Source organism: Agrobacterium sp. D14 (genome assembly GCF_001526505.1).
GTDB classification, from domain to species: Bacteria; Pseudomonadota; Alphaproteobacteria; order Rhizobiales; family Rhizobiaceae; genus Agrobacterium; species Agrobacterium leguminum.
Genome location: NZ_ASXX01000023.1, coordinates 1 through 23944 on the forward strand (window position 1 = coordinate 1; position 23944 = coordinate 23944).

The 23944-nt window shown below is 58.8% G+C and carries 20 protein-coding genes; 13 read left to right on the forward strand and 7 right to left on the reverse strand.

The features are described from left to right. Positions 1-153: 153 nt before the first annotated feature. Together hutC and L901_RS15305 are read right to left on the reverse strand one after the other, a co-directional pair. Positions 154-879: a histidine utilization repressor gene (hutC, locus tag L901_RS15300; RefSeq protein ID WP_059758272.1), complete on the reverse strand. Its 726-nt coding sequence runs from the start codon at positions 877-879 to the stop codon at positions 154-156. A 51-nt stretch (positions 880-930) separates the two neighbouring features. After that, positions 931-2277 carry a formimidoylglutamate deiminase gene (locus L901_RS15305; RefSeq protein WP_059758274.1) on the reverse strand — a complete coding sequence of 449 codons (1347 nt, stop codon included), beginning with the start codon at positions 2275-2277 and terminating at the stop codon, positions 931-933. Positions 2278-2391: 114 nt separating this feature from the next. On the opposite strand from L901_RS15305, the gene hutI reads away from it, so the two are divergent. The 5 genes from hutI (at position 2392) to L901_RS15330 (ending at position 8303) form a co-directional block, all read left to right on the forward strand. Continuing rightward, positions 2392-3651: an imidazolonepropionase gene (gene hutI, locus L901_RS15310; RefSeq protein ID WP_059758277.1), complete on the forward strand. Its 1260-nt coding sequence runs from the start codon at positions 2392-2394 to the stop codon at positions 3649-3651. Then, complete coding sequence (gene hutH / locus L901_RS15315) at positions 3648-5183, forward strand: histidine ammonia-lyase (protein ID WP_059758282.1); 1536 nt, start codon at positions 3648-3650, stop codon at positions 5181-5183. Before hutI ends, hutH begins: the two co-directional genes overlap by 4 nt. 1 nt (position 5184) lies before the next feature. Next, positions 5185-5985: an N-formylglutamate deformylase gene (gene hutG, locus L901_RS15320; RefSeq protein WP_059758285.1), complete on the forward strand. Its 801-nt coding sequence runs from the start codon at positions 5185-5187 to the stop codon at positions 5983-5985. An 11-nt stretch (positions 5986-5996) separates the two neighbouring features. Next, positions 5997-7670, forward strand: a complete 1674-nt coding sequence (hutU, locus tag L901_RS15325) for a urocanate hydratase (RefSeq protein ID WP_059758288.1) — start codon at positions 5997-5999, stop codon at positions 7668-7670. A gap of 63 nt (positions 7671-7733) precedes the next feature. Then, positions 7734-8303 (forward strand): HutD family protein, encoded by a 570-nt coding sequence (locus L901_RS15330; RefSeq protein WP_059758290.1) that lies wholly within the window; start codon positions 7734-7736, stop codon positions 8301-8303. 58 nt (positions 8304-8361) lie between these two features. Here L901_RS15330 and L901_RS15335 read toward each other — a convergent pair whose 3' ends face one another. The 4 genes from L901_RS15335 to L901_RS15350 form a co-directional block, all read right to left on the reverse strand. Next, the gene (locus L901_RS15335) at positions 8362-9840 is read right to left on the reverse strand and encodes a M81 family metallopeptidase (RefSeq protein WP_059758292.1); all 1479 of its coding nucleotides are present in this window, start codon (positions 9838-9840) and stop codon (positions 8362-8364) included. Positions 9841-9911: 71 nt separating this feature from the next. Then, positions 9912-11000, reverse strand: coding sequence for a D-TA family PLP-dependent enzyme (locus L901_RS15340; RefSeq protein ID WP_059758365.1), 1089 nt, complete (start codon positions 10998-11000; stop codon positions 9912-9914). 31 nt (positions 11001-11031) lie between these two features. Next, complete coding sequence (locus tag L901_RS15345) at positions 11032-11427, reverse strand: RidA family protein (protein ID WP_059758295.1); 396 nt, start codon at positions 11425-11427, stop codon at positions 11032-11034. 362 nt (positions 11428-11789) lie between these two features. Continuing rightward, positions 11790-13175, reverse strand: coding sequence for an FAD/NAD(P)-binding protein (locus tag L901_RS15350; protein WP_059758297.1), 1386 nt, complete (start codon positions 13173-13175; stop codon positions 11790-11792). Between the two features lie 435 nt (positions 13176-13610). Between L901_RS15350 and repA the strand changes: the two genes are divergently transcribed. The 6 genes from repA (at position 13611) to L901_RS15375 (ending at position 19569) form a co-directional block, all read left to right on the forward strand. Further along, a complete protein-coding gene (gene repA / locus L901_RS15355) occupies positions 13611-14825 on the forward strand; it encodes a plasmid partitioning protein RepA (RefSeq protein WP_026363408.1) in 1215 nt (404 codons plus the stop codon). Continuing rightward, positions 14822-15835, forward strand: coding sequence for a plasmid partitioning protein RepB (repB, locus tag L901_RS15360; protein WP_059758299.1), 1014 nt, complete (start codon positions 14822-14824; stop codon positions 15833-15835). Before repA ends, repB begins: the two co-directional genes overlap by 4 nt. A 185-nt stretch (positions 15836-16020) precedes the next feature. Next, entirely contained in the window at positions 16021-17298 is a 1278-nt protein-coding gene (repC, locus tag L901_RS15365) for a plasmid replication protein RepC (RefSeq protein WP_082710658.1), read from the forward strand. A 459-nt stretch (positions 17299-17757) separates the two neighbouring features. Continuing rightward, positions 17758-17970: a hypothetical protein gene (locus tag L901_RS15370; protein WP_059758366.1), complete on the forward strand. Its 213-nt coding sequence runs from the start codon at positions 17758-17760 to the stop codon at positions 17968-17970. A gap of 68 nt (positions 17971-18038) precedes the next feature. Then, positions 18039-18323, forward strand: coding sequence for a hypothetical protein (locus tag L901_RS26345; protein WP_082710659.1), 285 nt, complete (start codon positions 18039-18041; stop codon positions 18321-18323). 46 nt (positions 18324-18369) lie between these two features. Then, the gene (locus L901_RS15375) at positions 18370-19569 is read left to right on the forward strand and encodes a low temperature requirement protein A (protein ID WP_059758304.1); all 1200 of its coding nucleotides are present in this window, start codon (positions 18370-18372) and stop codon (positions 19567-19569) included. 7 nt (positions 19570-19576) lie between these two features. Here the strand turns inward: L901_RS15375 and L901_RS15380 are convergent, their stop codons facing one another. Beyond that, a complete protein-coding gene (locus L901_RS15380; RefSeq protein ID WP_059758307.1) occupies positions 19577-21046 on the reverse strand; it encodes a glycosyl transferase family protein in 1470 nt (489 codons plus the stop codon). 147 nt (positions 21047-21193) lie between these two features. Here L901_RS15380 and L901_RS15385 point away from each other — a divergent pair, with 147 nt between their 5' ends. After that, the gene (locus L901_RS15385; RefSeq protein WP_059758308.1) at positions 21194-23302 is read left to right on the forward strand and encodes a TonB-dependent siderophore receptor; all 2109 of its coding nucleotides are present in this window, start codon (positions 21194-21196) and stop codon (positions 23300-23302) included. A 159-nt stretch (positions 23303-23461) separates the two neighbouring features. Further along, a complete protein-coding gene (gene soxR, locus L901_RS15390) occupies positions 23462-23917 on the forward strand; it encodes a redox-sensitive transcriptional activator SoxR (RefSeq protein ID WP_003519761.1) in 456 nt (151 codons plus the stop codon). Positions 23918-23944 lie beyond the last annotated feature (27 nt).

Sequence of the window (23944 nt, forward strand, 5' to 3'; positions counted from 1 at the left end):
GATATGTACCTGATTGTAAAAGGGAATTTGAAAATTATCGTATAGATTAACGACTTTTAACCGTTTTTCCCGTCGGTGACTGCCAAGCTTGATGGGACTTCCCCTATATAGGGGCTCCATATCGCAATAACAGGGGCGAAGGCCTTGCGGATATCAGTCGGAAGACGGGCTGAAGCGGGCGACCAGCGCATGCGCATTGCCGGGATAGGTGAAGCGTACATAGGTGACAGCGCCCGAATTGCTCCAGGTGCGTCGCTCCACGACAAGACACGCCTGCCTGTCCGAAATGCCGAGCAGGCGCGCGATCTCCTTCGACGGTGTTTCGGCGCTGATCCGGTGTTCGGCAGTGCTCCAGGGAACATGGCCGAGCAGCCAGGGGCCGGGCGCAATTTCGGTGAAGTCGGTTTCAGCCGCTTCCGGCACGGCCGTCAGATTGATGAGGCGCTGTTCGACACAGAACTCGCGCGCACCGGCGAAATGGATGCAGAGAATGTCGAGCAAGGGTGTCCCGACGGAAACATCGAGCCGCTCACGATCCGCGCTTTTCGCGCTGCGCCTTTCGTGCTCCAGGATTTTGAAGCCATAGTCGAGGCCAAGGGATTCGACCTCAGCCCCGATATCGTGAATTTGAAGAACGGCGGACTGGATCTGCGGCTGGCGAACGAAACTGCCGGATTTCTTGCGGCGTTCGATCAAACCGGCCTTGGCGAGCTGGCCCATGACCTTGTTCACGGTCATGCGCGAACAATGATATTGATCGGCGAGGTCGACCTCGAAAGGCAACCGATGGCCCGGCGGCCATTCTCCCGAAACGATACGGCCCTCGATCTCACCGAGGATACGCTGGTGCAGGGTCTGCCCGGCTGATGCTTTCGTCACGTCCGCAATGCCTTTCCCCGCTGGCTTTTTCCTGTTTCCGCCGAGCCCATATCAGCTATCGAGAAGTTCAGCCATGACCTTGTTGAAACGATCGGATATTTCGCGGCGATGGATATGCCGGCCGGCCTGCACGCGCTTTTTGCCGCGCACCCAAACGGAATCGACAGAAACGCCGCCCGCGAATATCCACTGATCGAGAATCTGGGATATCGGAAGATAAGAAACGGCGGAAACATCAAGAGCGACGAAATCGGCGCTTTTTCCATTTTCCAGAGCGTTTCGCGACGCCAGAGCCCTGCCGCCGCCTTCGAGCGCCTGCCGGAAGAGTTTTTCTCCCGTGGAATGGCCGGCATCGGCAATGACATTGCGTGCCCGATGCGAGAGGCGTTGCGAATATTCGAGCGTTCGCAATTCTTCCGGCACGGAAATCAGAATGTTGGAATCGGATCCGACGCCATAATGGCCGTTTTCAGCAAGAAACGCCGGAGCCGGGAAGATGCCGTCGCCGAGATTGGCTTCCGTGATCGGGCAGAGACCGGCAACAGCACCGCTTTTTGCCATGCCTCGCGTTTCGGTTTCCGTCATGTGTGTCGCGTGGATAAAGCACCAGCGGCCATCGACCGGCGCGTTTTCAAGCAGCCATTCCACCGGTCTCGCGCCGGAAAAGGCGAGCGAATCTTCCACTTCTTTCGTCTGTTCCGCCACATGAATATGGATCGGCCCACCTTTTGCCAGCGGCTCGATGGCTGCCAGTTCGTCGCCGGTCACCGCACGCAGGCTGTGCGGCGCTATCCCGAGGATGGCCCCCGGCAGCCTGTCCACCACGGCCTGCGTGCCCTGCATCAGCTTTCCGTAACTGTCGAGCGAATGGATGAAACGCTTCTGCCCGTCAATCGGCGCCTGGCCGCCGAAACCGGAATGGGCATAAAAGACCGGCAGCAATGTGAGGCCGATGCCCGTCTGCGAGGCGGCAGCGCCGATACGCTCGGCCATTTCGGCGATATTGCCGTAATGCGAGCCATCCCTGTCATTATGCAGATAGTGAAATTCTCCAACCCGCCCGAAACCGGCCTCGAGCATTTCCATATAAAGCTGGGCGGCAACGGCCTCGACATGGTCAGGCGTCATCGAGAGCGCGAATTTATACATGACGGTGCGCCAGCTCCAGAAACTGTCATCGCCGGGACCACGAATTTCGGCAAGCCCGGCCATGGCGCGCTGAAAGGCATGACTGTGAAGATTGGGCATGGCCGGGACGATGACAGCATGTCGCTCATCCTGCGGCTGCGGGGAAACGCCGGTTTCCACGGATAAGATGACGCCGCCATCGCAGACGATGCGAACATCCTTCGACCATCCATCCGCCAGAAACGCTGCGCCCGCGTGAATTGCCGTCATGCCACCCTCTCCTTTGGTTCTGTCCGGCAAGGCCATTTCAAACACGAAATTGCAGCTTGCCAAGCCGATTATTATGTATATACATTTAACTCACAAAGGAAAGGCGAAAAGCAAATGCCAGGGAACAAATCTGCAAACGGAACGGCGACGGGGAACGCCACGGCTTTGTGGCGCAACGCCCGGCTGGCGACCTTCAATCCCGCCATGGAAGGCATCGGCACCGTCGAAAACGCCGTCATTGCCGTGCGTAACGGCCGCATCGCCTTTGCCGGCCCTGAAAGCGATCTGCCCGCCGATCTGGCAACCGCCGATGAGACCAACGATTGCGGCGGCCGCTGGATCACCCCTGCCCTGATCGACTGCCACACCCATCTTGTCTTCGGCGGCAACCGCGCCATGGAATTCGAGATGCGGCTGAATGGGGCGACCTATGAAGAGATCGCCAAAGCGGGCGGCGGCATTGTTTCTTCGGTGCGCGACACGCGCGCGCTTTCGGAAGATGCTCTGGTGGCGCAGGCTTTGCCGCGTCTCGACACGCTTCTTTCCGAAGGCGTTTCCACGGTCGAAATCAAATCCGGTTACGGTCTCGACATTGAAACCGAGCTGAAAATGCTGCGCGTCGCCCGCAGGCTCGAGACATTGCGGCCGGTCCGCATCGTCACCAGCTATCTCGCCGCACATGCGACACCTGCAGATTATAAGGGGCGCAACGCCGATTATATTGGCGATGTCGTTCTGCCGGGGCTGGAAAAAGCCCATGCGGAAGGGCTGGCGGATGCGGTTGACGGCTTTTGCGAAGGCATCGCCTTTTCCGTCGAGGAGATCGACCGGGTTTTCAAGGCTGCAAAACAGTATGGCCTTCCGGTCAAGCTGCATGCCGAGCAGCTTTCCAACCTTGGCGGTTCCGAGCTCGCGGCATCCTATAACGCACTTTCGGCCGATCACCTCGAATATCTTGATGAGGCCGGCGCGAAGGCGCTGGCGAAAGCGGAAACCGTAGCCGTGCTTCTTCCCGGCGCTTTCTACGCGCTCAGGGAAAAACAATTGCCGCCGGTGCAGGCCCTGCGCGATGCCGGGGCCAACATTGCGCTGGCAACGGACTGCAACCCCGGCACTTCGCCGCTCACCTCCCTGCTGCTGACCATGAATATGGGCGCAACGCTTTTCCGCATGACCGTGGAAGAGTGCCTGACGGCGACGACACGCAACGCGGCAAAGGCGCTCGGCCTGCTTAGCGAAACCGGCACGCTGGAGGCTGGAAAATCCGCGGATTTTGCCATCTGGGACATCGAGCGTCCGGCAGAACTTGTCTACCGCATCGGTTTCAATCCGCTCCACGCCCGCATTTTCAAGGGACAGAAGGTTTCTTCATGACTATCACGCTTCACCCCGGCAATGTCACCTTAGCCGATCTAGCCGCGATATACTGGGAGAACGGCAGCGCCAAACTCGACCGCAGCTTTGATGCAGGCATTGAAAAGGCGGCGGCCCGCATCGCCGAGATCGCTGCCGGCAATGCGCCGGTCTATGGCATCAATACCGGTTTCGGCAAACTCGCTTCCATCAAGATCGACGCGGCCGATGTGGCAACGCTGCAGCGCAATCTCATCCTGTCGCATTGCTGCGGGGTCGGCGCGCCGCTTCCTGAAAATGTCGTGCGGCTGATCATGGCGCTGAAGCTGGTTTCGCTCGGTCGCGGCGCGTCCGGCGTGCGGCTGCAGCTTGTGCGGCTGATCGAAGCCATGCTGGAGAAGCGCGTCATCCCCGTCATTCCCGAAAAGGGTTCGGTTGGGGCTTCCGGCGATCTCGCGCCGCTTGCCCATATGGCGGCGGTGATGATGGGCGAAGGTGAAGCCTTTTATGCGGGCGCGCTTCTGCCAGCCGGCGAAGCGCTTGCGAAAGCCGGACTGACCCCGGTGGTGCTTGCCGCCAAGGAGGGGCTTGCGCTGATCAACGGCACGCAGACTTCGACGGCGCTGGCGCTGGCCGGTCTTTTCCGCGCCCATCGTGCGGCACAGGCAGCACTGATTACCGGTGCGCTTTCCACAGATGCCGCCATGGGGTCTTCCGCACCTTTCCATCCCGATATTCACAGCCTGCGGGGTCATAAGGGCCAGATCGACGCCGGAGCCGCCCTTCGTCGGTTGCTGGAAGGTTCGGAAATCCGCGTCAGCCATATCGAGGGCGATGAGCGCGTGCAGGATCCCTATTGCATTCGCTGCCAGCCGCAGGTGGATGGCGCCTGCCTCGATCTTCTGAGGCAGGTGGCCCGCACGCTGGAAATCGAAGCCAATGCCGTGACCGACAATCCGCTGGTGCTTTCAGACAATTCCGTCGTCTCCGGCGGCAATTTCCACGCCGAACCGGTGGCCTTTGCCGCCGACCAGACGGCGCTCGCCATTTGCGAGATCGGCGCGATCGCCCAGCGCCGCGTGGCGCTGCTGGTCGATCCGGCCCTCTCCTATGGTCTGCCGGCCTTTCTTTCCAAAAAGCCCGGGCTGAATTCCGGCCTGATGATCGCCGAAGTCACCTCCGCCGCGCTGATGAGCGAGAACAAGCAGATGGCGCATCCGGCCTCGGTGGATTCCACACCGACCTCCGCCAATCAGGAAGACCATGTCTCCATGGCCTGCCATGGCGCGCGCCGCCTGCTGCCGATGACGGACAATCTTTTCGCCATCCTCGGCATCGAGGCGCTTTCGGCCGTACAGGGTGTGGAACTGCGCGGGCCGTTGAAAACGAGCCCCGAACTGCAAAAGGTAATCGCGGCATTGCGCGCGGCGGTCCCTTCGCTGGAGGAAGACCGCTATATGGCGCCGGACCTGAAGGCTGCGGCGGAATTGATTGCCTCCGGCGCGCTGGTCGCGGCAATTTCGGACGGCATTCTGCCGAAGCTGGAGGTTTGAGATGCGTGTCTTCGACGTCAAGGAAGGTTCATCGCCGATCATTCTCGGCCTGCCCCACACCGGCACGGATGTACCGGCGGATATCTGGCAACGCCTGAACGATAACGGCAAGATTCTCGCCGATACGGACTGGCATATCCATGAGCTCTATGCCGGCCTCCTCGAGAATGCGACAACCGTAAGGGCGACCTTCCATCGTTATGTGATCGACGCCAACCGCGACCCGGCCGGGGTCAGCCTTTATCCGGGCCAGAACACAACCGGGCTTGTTCCGGAGACCGATTTCGACGGCGAGCCGATCTGGAATGAAGGACAGGAACCCGCGGCGGACGATATTGCGTACCGTCTGGAAAACTTCCACGCGCCCTATCACGCGGCCCTTGCGGCGGAAATCGAGCGGGTCAAATCCATCCACGGCATCGCCATTCTCTATGATTGCCATTCTATCCGTTCGCATATTCCCTTCCTGTTCGAAGGCAAGCTGCCGGATTTCAACATCGGCACGGATATGGGCAAGACCTGCGATCCGGCCATCGAAAAAATCGCCGTCGAGGTGACCGCCGCAGCGGAGGGTTACGACAGCATTCTGAACGGTCGTTTCAAGGGCGGCTGGACGACGCGCCATTACGGAAAACCGCAGAGCAGCGTGCATGCCATTCAGATGGAGCTGGCGCAATCCACCCATCTTCAAAGCGAAACGCCGCCTTTTGCCTATGACACGGGCAAGGCCGAACGGCTTCGCTCCCATCTCAAAACCATTCTCACGCGCATGGAAAAATTTGCGCTCGACACGAAACGATAAGGGGAAAACACATGAACAATCCACGCCACAATATTCGCGATGTCCGCTCGCCGCAGGGCACTGACCTCAATGCCAAAAGCTGGATGACGGAAGCGCCGCTGCGCATGCTGATGAACAATCTCGACCCTGACGTGGCCGAGCGCCCGCATGAGCTGGTGGTTTACGGCGGCATCGGCCGCGCCGCCCGCACCTGGGACGATTTCGACCGTATCGTCGCGACGCTGAAGGATCTGAACGAGGATGAAACCCTCGTCGTGCAGTCCGGCAAGCCGGTCGGCGTGTTCCGCACCCATAAGGACGCGCCGCGCGTCCTGATCGCCAATTCCAACCTCGTGCCGCACTGGGCGAACTGGGATCATTTCAACGAGCTGGATAAGAAGGGCCTTGCCATGTACGGCCAGATGACGGCCGGTTCGTGGATCTATATCGGCACGCAGGGCATCGTGCAGGGCACCTATGAGACCTTTGTCGAGGCCGGCCGCCAGCATTATGACGGCAACCTGAAGGGCAAGTGGATTCTCACCGGCGGTCTCGGCGGCATGGGTGGCGCACAGCCGCTCGCCGCCGTCATGGCCGGCGCCTGCTGCCTTGCCGTCGAATGCGATGAAACCCGCGTCGATTTCCGCCTGCGCACCCGTTATGTCGACGCGAAGGCGCATACGCTCGATGAGGCGCTGGCGCTGATCGACCAATGGACCAAGGCGGGCGAGGCGAAATCCGTCGGCCTGATCGGCAATGCGGCGGAAATCTTCCCGGAACTCGTCCGTCGCGGCGTTCGTCCCGATATCGTTACCGACCAGACCTCGGCGCACGATCCCGTCCATGGTTACCTTCCGGCCGGATGGACCGTTGCCGAATGGCGCGCCAAGCAGGAAAGCGACCCGAAGGCCGTTGCGGCTGCCGCTCGCGCCTCCATGAAGGTGCATGTGCAGGCCATGGTCGATTTCTGGAACGCCGGCGTTCCGACGCTCGATTACGGCAATAATATCCGCCAGGTCGCCAAGGATGAGGGCCTGGAAAACGCCTTCGCCTTTCCGGGCTTCGTACCGGCCTATATCCGCCCGCTATTTTGCCGCGGCATCGGCCCGTTCCGCTGGGCGGCCCTTTCCGGCGATCCGGAAGACATTTACAAGACCGACGCCAAGGTGAAGGAATTGCTGCCAGACAACAAGCACCTGCACAACTGGCTGGACATGGCGCGCGAGCGCATCGCTTTTCAGGGCCTGCCGGCGCGCATTTGCTGGGTCGGCCTTGGCGACCGTCACCGTCTCGGCCTTGCCTTCAACGAAATGGTCAAGAACGGTGAGCTGAAGGCGCCGATCGTCATCGGACGCGACCATCTGGATTCCGGCTCCGTCGCCTCGCCCAACCGCGAGACCGAGGCCATGAAGGATGGCTCGGATGCCGTTTCCGACTGGCCGCTTCTCAATGCGCTGCTCAACACCGCATCCGGCGCGACCTGGGTGTCGTTGCACCACGGCGGCGGCGTCGGCATGGGCTTCTCGCAGCATTCCGGCATGGTCATCTGCGCCGATGGTACCGACGATGCCGCTCGCCGGCTGGAGCGCGTGCTGTGGAATGATCCGGCAACCGGCGTCATGCGCCATGCCGATGCCGGTTACGACATCGCCGTGGAATGCGCCAAGGAACAGGGCCTGCGCCTGCCCGGCATTCTCGGCAATTGATCCTCTTTCGGCCGGACAGAGAAACACCTCTTTCCGGCCGATCCCTCTCAAAAGTGGAAAACCATGACCCTGCTGCGCGCAAGCGACTACAAGCGAATGCCCTGGAAAAACGGCGGCGGCGAGACGGTGGAAATCGCCATCTTTCCACCCGCGTCTTCCGTCGAGAATTTCGACTGGCGCATCAGCATGGCGACGGTGGCGAGCGACGGGCCGTTTTCGATCTTCCCCGGCATAGACCGCACCCTCTCCATTCTTGAGGGAAACGGCATGGCGCTGGCAATTGCGGCCGGCGATCCGCTGCTGCTGACAATGGAAAGCCCACCCCTGCCCTTTCCCGCCGATGTTCCCGTGAATGCGACCCTGCCCGATGGCGCGATCACCGATCTGAACGTCATGACCCGCCGCTCGCGCTTTCGTCATGTCGTTAAAAGGCATTCCAGCCCGTTTTCGGGAAAAGCCGCCGGAAACACGACGCTTGTTCTGGCACTCGACCCGCTGACGATTTTAACCGGTGAAAGCAAGGACCGATTGGGAAAGCTGGATGGTCTGCTGATCGAAGGCGGTTTACCGTTCACCGTCGAAGGAGATCAAAGCGAAAGCGCGTTTTTCCTGATCACCCTCGAGCGTCTCTGAAGCCTTCCGGAAAAGGCTTCACAAGTTCCGTCCAGATAATGCCCAAACCGCTGCCGCCTCAGTCGAGCCCCAGCGGATCGGCCACCCGTGGCCAAAGCTCAAGGCTCGCCTTGCGATAGGGCGTTTTCGCCGGATCGGTCGGATAGGATGTCGGGGCCGCGATATAAACAATCTCGGAGGCGACCGGCGCAAACCCCGCATGGAAATGGTTGGTGGACTTGACCAGCAGCACGTCTTTCTTCGCAAAATCGACGCCGAGATTGGAAAAGATATCCGGCTCATAAGTTTGCGTGCGGCTGGTGATGAGGATGATATCGATCTGCGTACCGAGCGGCCGGACGACAGCGGCACGGCCGAGCGTGACCCGGCTGTTGCGGAAACTCTGCCAGCCGGCCTCGGCCGTGCGCATCACCTTTATGCGGAAATCGAGCGGCTCGCCGCCTTCCGGGCTGGATTTGCCGCCGATGCGCAGATCGATCTCGGCCCCCTCGCCCGCAGCGTGACAGAAAGACACCGCAATCGGGTCCCAGATCGTCGCGACGGCGATGTTGTCCATGCCGCGCTCCACCATGCGCCGCAGAATATGAGTCGCGTCACCGGCGACACCGCCGCCCGGATTGTCCCAGATATCCGATACGACGACCGGCCTGTCCGGATTGTTGCTGCGAATGGCAAGAACCTGGTCGAGACCGGATTCCGTATCCAGCATCGGCATGGCGGTCAGTTTCCGCATGGCATAAAGCTCATGGCCAAGCTTTTCGGCCAGCGCATCGCCCTTTGCCCTGTCATTATCGGTCACGACAACGATGCGCGTTCCCATATCCGGCACATCGCCCGCCATGAAACCGTGAATGACGGAAATCGACAGGATGCCATCCTTGCCTTCCATGGCCTTCAGCCGGTCGACGTAAGAGCGCATCGGCTCACGGCTGGTGGGATAAATGGTGATCATGCGGCAATCGAAAGTGGAGATGACCGGCTTGATCTCTCCCCGAAGCGTGCGCAGCGCCATTTCCACCACATGCTCGCCGCGCTCTTCGAAGTCAGTATGCGGAAACTCCAGAAACGTTGCCATGATATCGAGATTTTTGACCCGAAGCGCCGTCAGATGGCTGTGCGGATCGAATTCCGCCGCGACCAGCACATCCGGTCCAACCAATGCGCGGACGCGTGACAGGAAATCCCCCTCCGGATCGTCATAACCCTGCGCCACCATAGCGCCGTGCAGACCGAGCACCACGGCATCGACCGGCAGGGCGGCATTGAGTTCGGCGAGAATCGTATCCCGCAGCGTTTCATACGTCTGGCGCTGGATAAGACCCGCCGGTTCCGCCCAGCAGGAGGTTCCCTCTATTACCGTGAACCCTTCCGCCTTACCGCGGCGGCGCAAGATCGGCACTGGCGATGAGCAAAGCGTCGGCGTTTCGGGATGTTCCCCCGGCCCGGCATAAAAAGCCGCACGAAAGGCGTCCATATCCGTCGGGACTGGTGAAAACGTGTTGGTTTCGGTGGCGAGTGACGCCGTGAAGATGCGCATGTCTCTAGATTCTCGTTACCGCAATCTGCCCTTCGGCAGCTTTATTTCAGAATTTAATTAGCCGGGTAATTTTACCAGACCGTGCCGCGGGCCGCGACCTGCTCAACCCGCGTCACGACACCGTTTCGATGAAAAACCATCCTGTCGAAAAGATTGCTGACAACGCAGGTGTGGTTCGGAACGACCTTAACCACGTCGCCGATTTCAGGCCGGCCCGAGGCGCAGCCGGATACATCGACAACCGCATGTTCTTCCGAAAGCGAGATGATTTTCGCACCTTCGTAGCCTTCGAGCAGCCCGTAATCGCTGAAACCCAAGAGATCCGAGGTCAGGGCCTTGGAGCCGCAATCCAGCACGGCCCGATCGGCTGTCGGTCGCGATACGACGGTGGCAAGAACATGCATAGCGAGATCGCCCGCCGTGCAATGTCCGGCGCGCAGCATGGCGCGATCATTATAGACATAGGTGCCGGCCCGATGTTCGGTGGCGGAAGGAACGAGATGGGCGGCGTAAAAATCCGGAGAACCGCCGCTGGATCGTACCGGGCAATCCATGCCCTTTGCCGCCAGCAATGCCATGGTCTCGCGAAGGAAGTTTTCCACCGTCGCGGCTCCGCCCGGTGCCGGATAGGTCAAAATGCCCTTGAATGTGAGGCCCGGTGCCGCAGCGATCTTTTCCGCAAGCGCCAGTGCCGCTTCCGGCGTCTGCACACCGCAGCGCTTGCCGCCCGTGTCGCATTCGACCAGTACGGCAAGCGGCCTTGCCGCATCGAATGTATCGGCAAGGCCGGCAATCGTGACCGCGCTATCGGCAACCACGCTCAGCCGACCGATCCGCGCATTCAGCGCCTTCAGCCGCGACAGCTTTGCTGCACCGAGAATATTATAGGTGATCAGAATGTCATCGAAACCGGCATCCGCAAAAACCTCCGCCTCACTGACTTTCTGGCAATTAATGCCGATGGCGCCGGCCTGAAGCTGCTGCTTTGCGACAGCGGGTATCTTGTGCGTCTTGATATGCGGACGAAAGGCCTTGCCGTAGTCATCCAGATAGGATTGCGCCCTGAGGATATTGGCGGCGAGCCTGTCCTCGTCAATGACAGGCATCGGCGTCGAAATCGCATTGAGGGGTGTGCCCGCATCAGGCCAGGGATAGGTCATCATCTACTCTCAAACATCGGCAAATTGGGCTTCAGGCCAGCGGCTTATAGGCGATAACGTCCATTTCCACCTTGGCATCGACCATCAACGGAGATTGCACGGTGGAGCGTGCCGGCGGATGATCGATGAAATATTTCTGGAAGACGGCGTTAAAGCTCGAAAAATCCCGGGCATCGTCCAGCCAGACATTGACCTTGACGACATCCGCAAGTGTACAATCGGCAAGCGCCAGAACATCCTTGATATTCGCAACCACCTGCTCGGTCTGCGCCACGATCCCACCGGTCACCACCTCGCCATCGACGGTCGGCACCTGCCCGGAAACATAAACGAAATCGCCGGCCCGGACGGCCTTGGCAAATGGTCGCCGCTGTCCGCCAGCCTGATTGTCCGCCGCCTCATATCGTATCAGTTTCGGCTTTTGCATGAGTCCTCGCAAATTATTTTCATAATTTCAGAAATTTTCGCGATTTGTAGCCGATTTCATGACGTATTTCCATAAGCAATGTAAATTATTTAGCAATCGCGCACATTACGTGCGAAATCCGCCGCCATGCTTACCGCTGATGATTATTGGGAAATGTACGGCTTATGGTCGACATATGCCATGATTCACGGAGGAACAGCACGCTTATCATGCGGTTCCCGTCGGCATTCGCGCTGCATTCCACTCGCCAAATTCGGCATCCATGGAATTTCCAGCACATTATTCAGAGAACAAGTTTGCCGCGGCTAACCTCTTAGGAGAGGTACTGGACACGTCTCGCTTCGGCCGGTCCTTCAACCAGCTCACCCCCGTGCGGAAAGCCGATCGCTCGCTGTCACCCTATCCGTTATCTCTTGCGCGATCTTCTGCGCCTGCACGCGAATATCCGGAACGGCGGTAATTTCCCAGAAGCGGCCCGCCGTCAGCGCACCGGCGGCGAAAAGACCGGGCCAGCTTCGTCCGTCCGTCCGCAGCAAACGGGACTGGCCGTCAACTTCCACCCCGAGCCCGAAGGGATCGAGTAAAATAACGCCTTCACCGCGCATCGTTTCAAGAAGCCGCGAATGGCCGATGCCGGCCCGCTCCATCCCCGTGCAATTGACGACCCAATCGACCTGCAGTTCCTTCAACATCTGCGTATGCCTGCGGCGGTAACGCACGGCGATCCCCTCCTCTGCTTCTTCTATGGAGCGAAGGTAACCCGCATGAATTTCAAGAACACCATCTGAAAGCAACTTCCCGAAAGCGCCGGACACTTCAGGCGCGATACGGTGCCGATGAATGTTCCACCACGGCAAGGCATGCCGAAGAAACCGGCTGCGTTGCGCAGGTGTAAGACGTTGCCAAAGCGACTGAGTTTGCGGCCGCAAACCGTCCATGACGGTGCGCCACGGCGCCCCATCGCGCACCTGCTTGCGCAGAGAGTGCAGCAACCGGCTAATCTCCGTTGAGCCTTCGGGTAAATTCGGCCCCGCGGGCGGTGACGGTGGGCTGACATGCGGATGCGGCACCAGACCACGACGGGACAGGACATGGATTGGCCCTTGATGTCCTTTTCCCCTCAGAGTCAAAACCTGATCGATCATCGTCAGGCCCGACCCCAGAATACAGATGCGATCCCCGGCTTTAATTTTGGACAACCATCCCGGCTGCCAGCAGTGGCCGATGATACGTTGCGGCCCCTCTTCTTCCCTTGCGACAGTTTGCACCGGCAAACTCGCAGCGCCGACACCGAGACACAGCACGACATTCTGCGCGCGCAGCCGCTCACCATTTTCCAGTGTAAAAGAAAATCCGCCTGCACCATCCGGCCGACAGGCCGAAGCCTTGGCCCGAACAAAATCCACCCGGGCCCGTTGCTCCCTGCTTCTGAGCAGGCCGGCCAGTCTGTCGCGAAGATAAAGACCATAGTCACCGCGCGAGGCGAACAGCAGGGGATTGTCCGCGATCCCGTTTTCCGCCAACCAGTCGACAAAGTCATCAGGCCTGTCAGGGAAGACACTCATTCGCCCGGCCGGCACATTCAGACGATGATAAGGCAGCTCCGTGCGATAGGCGGTGCCGCGCCCGAAATCCGACTCATCGCCGACGATAGCGATAGAGGCTTCCGCAGGCAGGGACGATAAAAGATGGGCGGCGGTACAGATGGCCGAAAAACCCGACCCGACGAGAGCGACATCATAGGACATTCATTCCTCCAACCTGCGACAGCTTGAACAGCCAGACGACGGGTGTCGAACCCAACGATACTCTAGTCAACGAGTAGAGATTAAACAGATGCGAATGTCTACCCTTCACTTTCTGGCGCCGGAATTATCGGAGGTATAGAAGGTCAAGCACAAAAGTTAGCCGCGGCAAACTTCCGCACGAGGCGGATACTCCGCACGCCAAAAAGACACGATCACGCCCCTCAGTGTGATCGCCAAGACGAAGTTAGCCGCGGCTAACCGTCAAACTGTCACAAAAAGCAAATGTGATTCTTCCACAATGCTTTAGCGGCACTTTCCAACCTGAGAAAAAAGCCTATTGCGCCAAAAAGAGAATCGGCGCTTATATCTCAGTTGCGGAAAAAACCGCCTTTTTCGAAAAAAACCGCTACTGCAATTTCGAGCGAAAGAAGACCGATGACACAGAGTGCCGATTTAAGACGTGCCGCAGGAGCACCCGACCTGACGAGTCTTATACAACAGCATTCGGCTGCGTTGTCAGCCCAATTGCAGGCTCATAATGCAAATACATTTTCCCCGCACACCGAAAAGAGCATGCGCCATTTCTCGCCGGCGGAAACCGCACGGTTGATCGGCATCGGCGAAGCCTATCTTCGCCAGATCGCCGCCGAGCGTCCGGAGCTCGACGCGGCGCAGGCTTCCGGTCGTCGTTCCTATTCCGTCGAGGATATGGACGAGATTAGAAAATTCCTCGATCAGGGCGCGCGTGGCACACGCCGTTATCTGCCGCATCGTCGTGACGGCGAAGAGTTGCAGGTCATCGCCGTCATGAACTTCAAGGGCGGCTCGGGAAAAACCACGACATCGGCGCATCTGGCGCAATATCTGGCGCTGCGCGGTTACCGGGTGCTTGCCATCGATCTCGATCCGCAGGCCAGTCTGTCCGCTCTCTTCGGTCATCAGCCGGAGATCGATGTCGGTCCGAATGAAACGCTTTATGGCGCGATCCGTTACGACGATGAACGCCGGCCGATCGCCGAGATCGTTCGTGGCACCTATATTCCCAATCTCCATATCGTTCCGGGCAATCTGGAGCTTATGGAATTCGAACACGACACGCCCCGCGCCCTGATGCGTCGCGCGCCGGGCGATACGTTGTTTTTTGCCCGCATCGGCCAGGCAATAGCCCAGGCGCAGAACTTTTATGACGTTGTGGTGATCGATTGCCCGCCGCAGCTTGGTTACCTGACGCTTTCGGCGCTGACGGCCGCCACATCGGTTCTCGTCACCGTTCATCCGCAAATGCTTGATGTGATGTCGATGAACCAGTTCCTTGCCATGACCGGCGATCTTCTCGCCGAAATCGGCAGGGCGGGAGCGCGTTCCGACTATAACTGGATGCGTTACCTGATCACCCGTTTTGAACCGAGCGATGGGCCGCAAAACCAGATGGTCGCGTTCCTGCGCTCGATTTTCGGTGAAAACGTCCTCATCCACCCGATGCTGAAGAGCACGGCTGTATCGGATGCCGGACTGACCAACCAGACACTTTTCGAAGTGGAAAGAACCCAGTTCACCCGGTCCACCTATGACCGCGCGCTGGAGGCCATGAACAACGTAAACGCTGAAATCGAAGGACTGATTAAAAAAGCGTGGGGTAGGGCAGCATGAGCAGAAAACAGATCTTCGCCAATCTCGGTACGCCGGGCACCGACAGCAACGAGACTGCCACCGAGCGGTCGCGTCCGCGTATCCGGCCTATCCTCGGTTCTCCGGAACTCGTGACGGATGTTCTGAATTCCCCGGTCGGCATGATCGGCCAGTCGCTCAACGAAGTATCGGAACGCGCCAAGCGGGCAGAAGAGATCGAAAAGCAGCTCGCGGAAGGTCTTACGATCGTTTCGCTCAATCCTGCCGATATCGATCCCTCTTTCATACCGGATCGTATGCCAGCCTCGGAAGAGGCAGATGCAGGTCTGGTAGAAGCCATTCGTGAACAGGGCCAGCAGGTTCCCATTCTGGTGCGCCCGCATCCCGAATTCCCCGGCCGTTATCAGGTCGCCTTCGGTCATCGTCGCCTGCGCGCCGTCTCCAGCCTCGGTATTCCGGTCAAGGCGGTCGTTCGTGATCTCAGCGACGAGCAGCTGGTGGTCGCCCAGGGACAGGAAAATAACGAGCGTCGCGACCTCACCTATATCGAAAAGGCGCGTTTTGCCCAGAAACTGCAGATGCGGTTTCCTCGGGATACGATCATGGCCGCCATGTCACTGCACAAGGGCGATCTCTCCAACATGCTTTCGGTTGTCGGCCGCATTCCCGAGGATCTGGTCGATCTGATTGGCCCGGCCCCGACTGTCGGCCGTCGTAACTGGATGGATCTTGCCGATCAGCTTTCCTCCTCGCAGGTCAAGGAAGCAGCCCGCGCCTATGTCAAGGATGCATCGGTTGCCGCCCTGCCATCGGAAGAACGTTTCAAGTCGCTTCTGGATTTTCTGAAGCCCAAGGCGCAGGCGAAAAAAACCGGCGTCTGGTCATCGCAAACCGGCGGCCGACTGGCAAAGGTGGTCGAGAGCGACCGCAAGCTGGATATCTCTATCGACAAGAACGAAGCCCCGGAATTTGCCGAGTTCGTTCTCGAACATCTTCAGACGCTGTTTGCCGAATACCGGTCCAAGCAGTGATTTTTAACTCGAACGACTAACAGGAGACGCATCACAAAAGAAAAAAGCCCCCGAACGTTGCCGCGCGGAAGCCTTTCTTTGATTTAAGCACCCGAAGAATCTCATTTCCGCGAATCATAGTCAAGAGTCTTGGCATCGAATTTTTCGGTGAGCGATTTTCTTTTGCCTTGTGAAAGGTGAAAGACATGGACAGCACATGTGTAACGACGCCCTTTGGGCGGCGAGCGATGTCGTTTGGCGTCCTCGCGACCCAGTTCGCCGCGCAGAAAAACAAGAAAATCGAAGCGGTCGATAAATGGAAACTCTATCGTTCGGTCTGCGAAGCCAGGCCGTTGCTCGGCGTGACTGATCGCTCGCTTGCGGTCCTGAACGCGCTTTTGAGTTTTTATCCGAAAAACGAGCTTTCCAGCGAAGCCGGATTGGTTGTCTTCCCGTCGAATACGCAATTGTCACTCAGGGCCCATGGCATGGCCGAGCAGACATTGCGCCGGCATCTCTCGGCTCTTGTCGAAGCCGGTCTTATCATTCGCAAGGACAGCCCGAACGGAAAACGATACGCCCGCAAGCATAGGGGAGGGGAAATCAGCGAAGCTTACGGTTTTTCGCTGGCGCCGCTTCTTGCCCGCAAAGCGGAAATCGAGGAACTGGCCGAACGCATCGTCAGCGAGCGGCTCGATCTTCAGCGGCTTCGTGAAAATATCAGCCTTTGCCGCCGCGATATCCAGAAACTCTGCGAGATGATTGCCGCGAGCGGTGAAGTCGAAACCTTCGAAGGGTTTCAGACTCGCTACAATGCCATTGCCGGCTCTCTCGGCCGCAATTCCAAGCCTGCGGAGCTTCGGGAAATCGCCGGATTTTTGGCCTCTTTGCGCGCGGAAGTGACCAACTATCTGGAAAATATTGAAAAATCGGAAAAAACGGGCGGCAATGACTGCCAAAATGAGCGCCTCATAAAGAATTCAGAATCCGAATCCATATCTGAACGGCAAGATTTGCGCGAACCGGCAACCGTTGCACCTGCCAGCACGGCAAGCACCCAGCCGGCATATGTGGCACCCGTCAGTGCAAAAGCTTCGCCACAGTCAACAAAGCCTGTTCTTCATAAGCAATTTTTTGTTCCTGATATTGTTTTGGTTTTGAAGGCTTGCCCGGATATCTCGCTCTATGCCCCAGGCGGAACGGTTACCGGATGGCGCGATCTCGAAGTGGCGACATCCGTCATCAAAACCATGTTCAACATCAGCCAGTCGGCGTATCAGGATGCGCTTGTCACATTCGGCCGACAGGGAACGGCAGCCATTCTCGCATGCCTTTTGCAGAAAGCGGACCAGATAAGCTCGCTCGGCGGATATCTGCGTAATCTGACCCGTAAGGCGCAGGAAGGCGGCTTCGATGTGCAGACAATGCTTCTGGCGCAGTTGCGAGGGCGTAAGGACACCATGGAGGCGAACATGCTTTCGTGAGTTCACACGGGCCTCGGGAAATGGTCATCGCTTGCGGAAAAAGCAGACGGAAGGTACATTAACGCCGTTTCCGCAAGTAGAAAGAGATTCGCATGAGGCTGCTGTAGCAACAGTGCAGCCGGTGGATTTCTATGGTTAATGCAAGGTAATGAAAACTAAGTTCAGTTTAGCTTTCGTTTGCGTTTTTCCATGATTGGTTTCAATCGCTTGAGTCGAGGGTGTTTTTCGTCGAAATTGCGACGAGAAGAGCGGAAAAGTGCAATCTGTATGCACGAAGCACCTGGCAAAACAGGCGTGTGGTAGTGAATAGAAGTGCATGCTCGGGCGCCGCAAGACAGGGATATGGCCATCGGAAGTAATGCACGGTCGACAGACAAAGCCTCGCACCGAGGCAGCGAAGTTGAACTTTCTGCAAGGTCCTGCGTTTGCGCTCGATTGCTGGAACGGATGGCTGAGCTGATGAATTTTCCGGATGACATGGAACTGGCCGTCGCCCTCTACATGGCGGATAACGCCTTGCCCCGGGAAAGGGCTATCGAAAAGCTCCTGAGGGCGGAATTCGAAAACACTGGCCATCTGCCCGGTGACGAAGGTCGGCCGCCGGAGATCGTCGGTGGGCAACCGAGCGCGGACTATGTTCAATATAGCTCCTACCTTGATGGGGATAGCTGACGAGCGGCGGAACCAAAGCGGGCGAGGGCTGTTTATGGCGCAAATAATTGTGCCAGGATATGCGTCCCATGTTTCCCAGATCATTTTTTCTCTCAGCTGCACTCGCCGCGATGACGAGCCTGCCGGCAATTGCCCAGCCTCTTGAGGTCAGCACGCTTGCGGTTTCCAGTGCCGACAGCATTCCACTTTCGCCAGAGGCCGCGACCCCGAACTACATTACCGACGTCTCTGGGAAGAAAGTCCGTCTGGTTGGGCCGCGTTTTTATCCCGACAGTGCGCGGGCGCTGGAGTTTCCCGGCCGAAGGTCGAACCCGGTTGCATCGGGTAGCGAAGAGGCTTTGTCGCAACGGTGAGGGGGCATGGTGAGAAGACCGGTCGAAATATTGCGGCGGAGGTGGAATGAGGACCAGGGGTGAGCTTCAAGGACGCAAAGCGGATGCGGAAAGCTGGATAAGGCAGGAGGGCCAGGACGCCGGCAAGGCGAGTTTCCCCGAATTGTTCTTCGACCTGGTCTTTGTTTTCGCGCTGATCCAGCTCTCTCACGCGCTCGCCAAGGATTTTGGGCCAACGGCGGCGCTTGAGGCCGGCATCCTGATATTGTCGCTCTGGTGGCTATGGATACACACCACCTGGATCACAAACCTGCTGAACACGGAAAAGGAGCCGGTCAGGATCCTGCTGTTCGTGCTGATGTTCGGCGGCGTTCTGCTGGCCATCGCGCTGCCGGAGGCTTTTGCGGAACAGGGCCTTGTCTTCGCCCTGATCTACAGCGTGATGCAGGTCGGTCGAAGCCTGTTCGCCCTCTATGCGTTCAGGGGTGAAGACCGGCAGTCTTTTCTGGTCTTCGTGCGCGTGACGATCTGGCTCGTGGTATCGAGCCTGTTCTGGCTGGCCGGTGGGCTCGTCGATCTGGCGGATCGCATTCTCCTGTGGGGCATCGCACTTGCAATTGAATATGCCGGCCCCGCCTGCCGTTATGTCGTGCCGGGTGTGGCCTCGAGCGACGAGGACAGGCTGCATCTTTCCGGTGAGCATCTGGCGGAGCGATGTGCGCTCTTCGTCATCATCTGCCTTGGCGAAACGATCCTGACCACGGGACGCACGGCCACCGAATATATGAATTCGGGCCTGACATTCATCGTCTTCTGCTCCGCTTTCGTCAGTACCGTGGCGATGTGGTGGATTTATTTCCATCACGGGCAGGAGGAGGCTTCGAGAAAAGCCGAGAATGCCGAAGAAAAGGCGAAGATCGCCCATAATCTTTTTAACTACGGGCATTTGCCCATCGTGGGCGGTATCATCCTGACGGCGGTGGGTGAGGATTTCAGCCTCTCCCATGCGCGGGATGGCGCAACGATGCGCGAGGCGCTCGCCATTCTCGGCGGTCCGGTCCTGTTTCTGGCCGGCAATATCGGCGTCAAGATCGCCGTCGCCTATCAGCGACCGGTGTCGCACTTTGCCGGCGTGGCGGCGCTCTGCCTGCTTTTGCCGGTGCCGGGTGTTCCCCTTTTCGTGCTGCAACTGGCGAGCACGGCAATTCTTCTGCTTGTCGCCCTTTGGGAATATCTGGCACTGAAAAGGGCGGTCGCCAATGCCTGACCCTTGATCAGGCGTTGACGAGATTGCGCGCCCTGTCGTTCCAGAGCCGAAGGCTGCGGGCATAGGCTTCCTCGAAGGGCAGAGCCATATCGTTGACCAGCATCAGCGCGATGGCGGTCGTGGAGATGATAATGGTTTCTGCCCTTTCGTCCCTTGCGGCACCCGTCCAGACCGCCCGCCAATATTCGAAGGTTGTGAACATGGTCGGCATTTCGGCGGGCGGCGTTTCGCGTGCGGGAACGATGAATTCTACATCCCTGCCCTTCGAAAGACCGAAAATCCGGGTGCTGCGAAACGGCGTGAATTGCGCGAAATCCCGCGTATTGCCGAGAATGGCGAGGTTTTCCACCGAAAGCAGTCGCGCCGTGTCCCGATGAAGTTCCTGATAGGATGGGCGGGCGACGCCGATGATCGTGCTTCTGGCGCGAAGCGGATTGAGAAGATGCACGACCGTGTTGAGCGGCAGGCGCATCTCCAGAATGCCGTACAGGCCGAGCAGGCTTTGAAACTGCAGGGACAGACCACCGATCGGCAGGTAGGCAATGCGTTCCGAGGCTGTGGCTTTCGCCGCCTGCGAAAGCGAGTGGCAAAGGGGAATGCCGCAGGCCTGTGCTGCAAGTTCAAGCTTGCCGCCGTTTTCTCCCTGCCCCACATGCCCGTGCAGCAGGACGCTGTATCCCGCCATGGCGACAAGACGCGCGGAATGGAGGAACCATGGCGCATCGCGATGTTTTGGCGACATATAAGCGGGCCAGTCGAGGTCCACCGATGCAGGCCCTGGCTGGTCCCTCTCTATATGTCGCCACATGGCTTCGATGAAACCGGCAAGCTCCGCCGCGGTCACGCCGCGATAATGCATGGTGGCGAGCAGCGCGCCTATCTGTATCGGATCGGCATCGCCGTCGAGAATGATAGAGAGCGCATCCATTGCTTCCACCTGGCTGAGCGGGCGGCTGTTGCCGATGCCCATCGCCGAGGTTGCGATATATTTGGCAAGCCTCTGCTGCGGATCGGCATTGTGGCCGATGCGCGCGAGACGGTCGGCGATGTTTTCCGGTGTCGGCTGACCTTCCAGAAGAACGCTGGGGCGAAGCGAAAGCGGCGGCGCCTTCATCAGCACGGGCCGCTCCCAGCCGCTTGCACTGACGTTGGCCGGGGCGGCGGGTTTTTCCTGCGAATAGTCGATCAGGTTCTCGGCCTCTGCCGCCAGCGAACGAATGCGCAGCCGCATGTTTTCGGCAAAGGGGGTGGGACGCAGGCCCTGACCGGTGCGCAGAAAAAGCTGGTCGCCGTATCTTTCGCGCAGCTGCTGCAAGATGCGGCTCATAGAAGATGTCGGCAGTCCCATGCCCGCCGCCGCGCGGCTGACGCTGCCTTCCCGCAACAACGCATCGAAAGCGACAAGTAATTTCAGCTGCCCAAGCCTGTCGGGTTTTGTCGTGGAGGCTGGTTCATCTTTTCTCTTGCCGGTTGTCATCTTGCGATTTTTTTACTCCACTGCTTGTCTGGGGAGCCCTTTTTGCAATTTCTGGAATTTAGAACTGTTCGAAAACAAACGCGTTGCGCCCGCACTCCCTCCTAAATAAGTGGGGTTAAATTCTCAAGTTAAATGCGGGGGCGTAACATGGAATTGAAGTACCGCGGTCGAGATATGGCCGCGACGATAATAAAGGCCGGTCTTTCGGCAGCAATGGCGGGAACGGCCCTTAGCATTGCTCTGCCCGTTTTTGCGCAGCAGGCGTCTGAGGGGAACACGGTTCTTCAGCAGATCGTCGTCACCGCATCCGGTTTCGAGCAGAATGTGAAGGACGCTCCGGCCAGCATCACGGTTGTGACGCGGGAAGATCTGGAAAAGGGATCCTATCGCGATCTGACCGATGCCCTGCGGGAAGTTCAGGGCGTATCCGTCACCGGCATTGCCAATGAAAAGGATATTTTCATTCGCGGTCTGCCCGGTGCTTACACGCTGGTTCTGGTTGACGGCAAGCGGCAGAGCACGCGCGATGCCCGCACCAACGGCAATTCCGGCTTCGAACAGAGTTTCGTGCCGCCGGTTTCGGCGATTGAGCGCATCGAAGTGGTGCGCGGGCCGATGTCCTCGCTTTACGGTTCGGATGCCATGGGCGGTGTCATCAACATCATCACCCGCAAGGTCGGCGATGTCTGGTCAGGTTCCGTCACCACCGAGGGCACGGTTCAGCAGCATTCCAAATTCGGCAATAGCGGCCAGGTCTCCTGGTATGCCAACGGACCGATCCTGAAGGACCAGCTCGGTCTGCAGCTCTGGGGCAGGGGTTTCACACGCGGCGAAGACCGTATTCTGAGCGGCACCACGGGCGCCAAGGAATATGATTTCAACGGTCGTCTGACGTTTACGCCGAACGAAGATCACGACATCTATCTCGAAGGCGGCAAGACGCGGCTGCGCCGCAGCGCCGAGCCCGGCGACACGCTGGCGGCGACGGACGCCAACGGCACCTACAATACCAATACGCGCGACCATTGGTCATTGTCGCATACCGGCCGCTGGGGGCCGACCACATCCGAATTCTCGTTCCAGCAGGAATGGGCGGAGCGCACCAACTTCACCAGAAATATCCGCACCGGCCGCGTGACAGAAAACCCGCGCTCGCCGGAAGTGCGCAACACCGTTCTCGATGGCAAGTTCACCACGCCGTTCGAATTGTTCGGCAACCACACGCTGGTCACGGGCGGACAATATTTCGAGGCGCGGCTGACGGACCAGAACCCGGGACGCCGCACCGGCCGCGACGAGACATTTTCGGCGACGCAATGGGCGCTCTTCCTCGAAGATGAATGGCGCATTGTCGATAATTTCGCGCTGACGGGCGGTCTTCGTCTCGATAATCACGAGAAATACGGCAATCATTTCAGCCCACGCCTTTATGGCGTCTGGAGCGCGACCGAGGAACTGACCATCAAGGGCGGCATCTCTACCGGTTTCCGCGCCCCGGAAATCCGCCAGATCGCACCGGGTTATGCCTATACGACGGGTGGTGGTGGTTGCACCTATGGCCCCAGCGGCACCTGCGGCGTGATTATCGGCGATCCCAACCTCGAAGCGGAAAAGAGCACGAGCTATGAAGTGGCCGCGCTTTGGGACAATGGCGACGTCGCTCTCGGCGCCACCTATTTCTACACCGATTTCAAGGACAAGATTTCCAACGCGCTGGTGCTCAATCCGGATGGAACGCCTGCTCGCTGGAGCGAAGACCGCAACTATCGTCTCTGGTATAATTACAACATCGACGATGCGGTCATTCAGGGTGTGGAACTGACGGCGACCTGGTATGCGACGCCGGATTTGACGCTGCGCGGCAACTATACCTATACCCATTCCGAACAGAAAACCGGCGACTATGAAGGCTTCCCGCTGGCGCGCACACCGGAGCATATGGCCAATCTGCGCGGCGACTGGGTGACCCCAATCGACGGTCTGGAAGCCTGGGCCTCGCTGAACTACCACGGATCGGAAATCAATGCCGGCCCGCGCATCGGCACCAACGGCACGCCTGTGACGATCAACGGCAAGGCCGGGCGTAAATATGACGCCTACACCACGCTGGATATCGGCGCGAAATATGCGGTCGCCGAAAATGTCGATCTCAATGCCGCCATTTATAATGTCCTTGACAAGGATGTTGGCACTGACGATTTCAACACCGTCATGGAAGGCCGCCGTTTCTGGATCAGCATGACAGCGAAGTTCTGATCCGTGGCCACATTCACGAAATTCGGAGGCGCCTTTGGGCGCCTCTTTTTTTGGGTTATCGCCTATTGACCTCAACTATGGTTGAGGAATTATACCGGCTGCTCTTCACTATGTTTCCGCGTTTTCCGAGCGGAAATCGTTACGGAAGCAGGAGCCAGCATGGAAAATACCGTATTCAAGCACAGCCTGACGGTTGGGGAGGTTGCCCGCCGCAGCGGCATCGCCGTGTCCACCATTCATTTTTACGAGGCGAAGGGGCTGATTGAAGGCTGGCGAACCGCCGGTAACCAGCGTCGTTATCATCGCGCCGTCCTGCGGCGTATCGCCATCATCCGCATCGCGCAGCGGGCGGGTATACAGCTCAGCATCATCAGGGACGCGATGGCCGATCTGCCGCAGGATCGGGTGGCGACGACGGCCGATTGGCGCAGGTTTTCCCAATCCTGGCGGGAAATGCTGCAGCTTCGCATCAACAGCCTGATCATGCTGCGCGATCAGCTTACCGGCTGTATCGGTTGCGGGTGTCTTTCGCTGGATGATTGTCCGTTACGCAATCCGAACGATGTTCTGGCCGATGACGGCGCAGGTCCGCGCCGCCTCGTTTCTGCGGAATGAACGGGATTTCCGAACCGGAACGGTTGT

Bases quoted from the DNA above. Each gene is read 5' to 3' on its own strand.
- L901_RS15305 (WP_059758274.1), bottom strand. From the start codon at position 2,277: ATGACGGCAATTCACGCGGGCGCAGCGTTTCTGGCGGATGGATGGTCG.
- hutI (WP_059758277.1), top strand. From the start codon at position 2,392: ATGCCAGGGAACAAATCTGCAAACGGAACGGCGACGGGGAACGCCACG.
- hutH (WP_059758282.1), top strand. From the start codon at position 3,648: ATGACTATCACGCTTCACCCCGGCAATGTCACCTTAGCCGATCTAGCC.
- hutG (WP_059758285.1), top strand. From the start codon at position 5,185: ATGCGTGTCTTCGACGTCAAGGAAGGTTCATCGCCGATCATTCTCGGC.
- hutU (WP_059758288.1), top strand. From the start codon at position 5,997: ATGAACAATCCACGCCACAATATTCGCGATGTCCGCTCGCCGCAGGGC.
- L901_RS15330 (WP_059758290.1), top strand. From the start codon at position 7,734: ATGACCCTGCTGCGCGCAAGCGACTACAAGCGAATGCCCTGGAAAAAC.
- L901_RS15335 (WP_059758292.1), bottom strand. From the start codon at position 9,840: ATGCGCATCTTCACGGCGTCACTCGCCACCGAAACCAACACGTTTTCA.
- L901_RS15340 (WP_059758365.1), bottom strand. From the start codon at position 11,000: ATGACCTATCCCTGGCCTGATGCGGGCACACCCCTCAATGCGATTTCG.
- L901_RS15345 (WP_059758295.1), bottom strand. From the start codon at position 11,427: ATGCAAAAGCCGAAACTGATACGATATGAGGCGGCGGACAATCAGGCT.
- L901_RS15350 (WP_059758297.1), bottom strand. From the start codon at position 13,175: ATGTCCTATGATGTCGCTCTCGTCGGGTCGGGTTTTTCGGCCATCTGT.
- repA (WP_026363408.1), top strand. From the start codon at position 13,611: ATGACACAGAGTGCCGATTTAAGACGTGCCGCAGGAGCACCCGACCTG.
- repB (WP_059758299.1), top strand. From the start codon at position 14,822: ATGAGCAGAAAACAGATCTTCGCCAATCTCGGTACGCCGGGCACCGAC.
- repC (WP_082710658.1), top strand. From the start codon at position 16,021: ATGGACAGCACATGTGTAACGACGCCCTTTGGGCGGCGAGCGATGTCG.
- L901_RS15370 (WP_059758366.1), top strand. From the start codon at position 17,758: ATGAATTTTCCGGATGACATGGAACTGGCCGTCGCCCTCTACATGGCG.
- L901_RS26345 (WP_082710659.1), top strand. From the start codon at position 18,039: ATGTTTCCCAGATCATTTTTTCTCTCAGCTGCACTCGCCGCGATGACG.
- L901_RS15375 (WP_059758304.1), top strand. From the start codon at position 18,370: ATGAGGACCAGGGGTGAGCTTCAAGGACGCAAAGCGGATGCGGAAAGC.
- L901_RS15380 (WP_059758307.1), bottom strand. From the start codon at position 21,046: ATGACAACCGGCAAGAGAAAAGATGAACCAGCCTCCACGACAAAACCC.
- L901_RS15385 (WP_059758308.1), top strand. From the start codon at position 21,194: ATGGAATTGAAGTACCGCGGTCGAGATATGGCCGCGACGATAATAAAG.
- soxR (WP_003519761.1), top strand. From the start codon at position 23,462: ATGGAAAATACCGTATTCAAGCACAGCCTGACGGTTGGGGAGGTTGCC.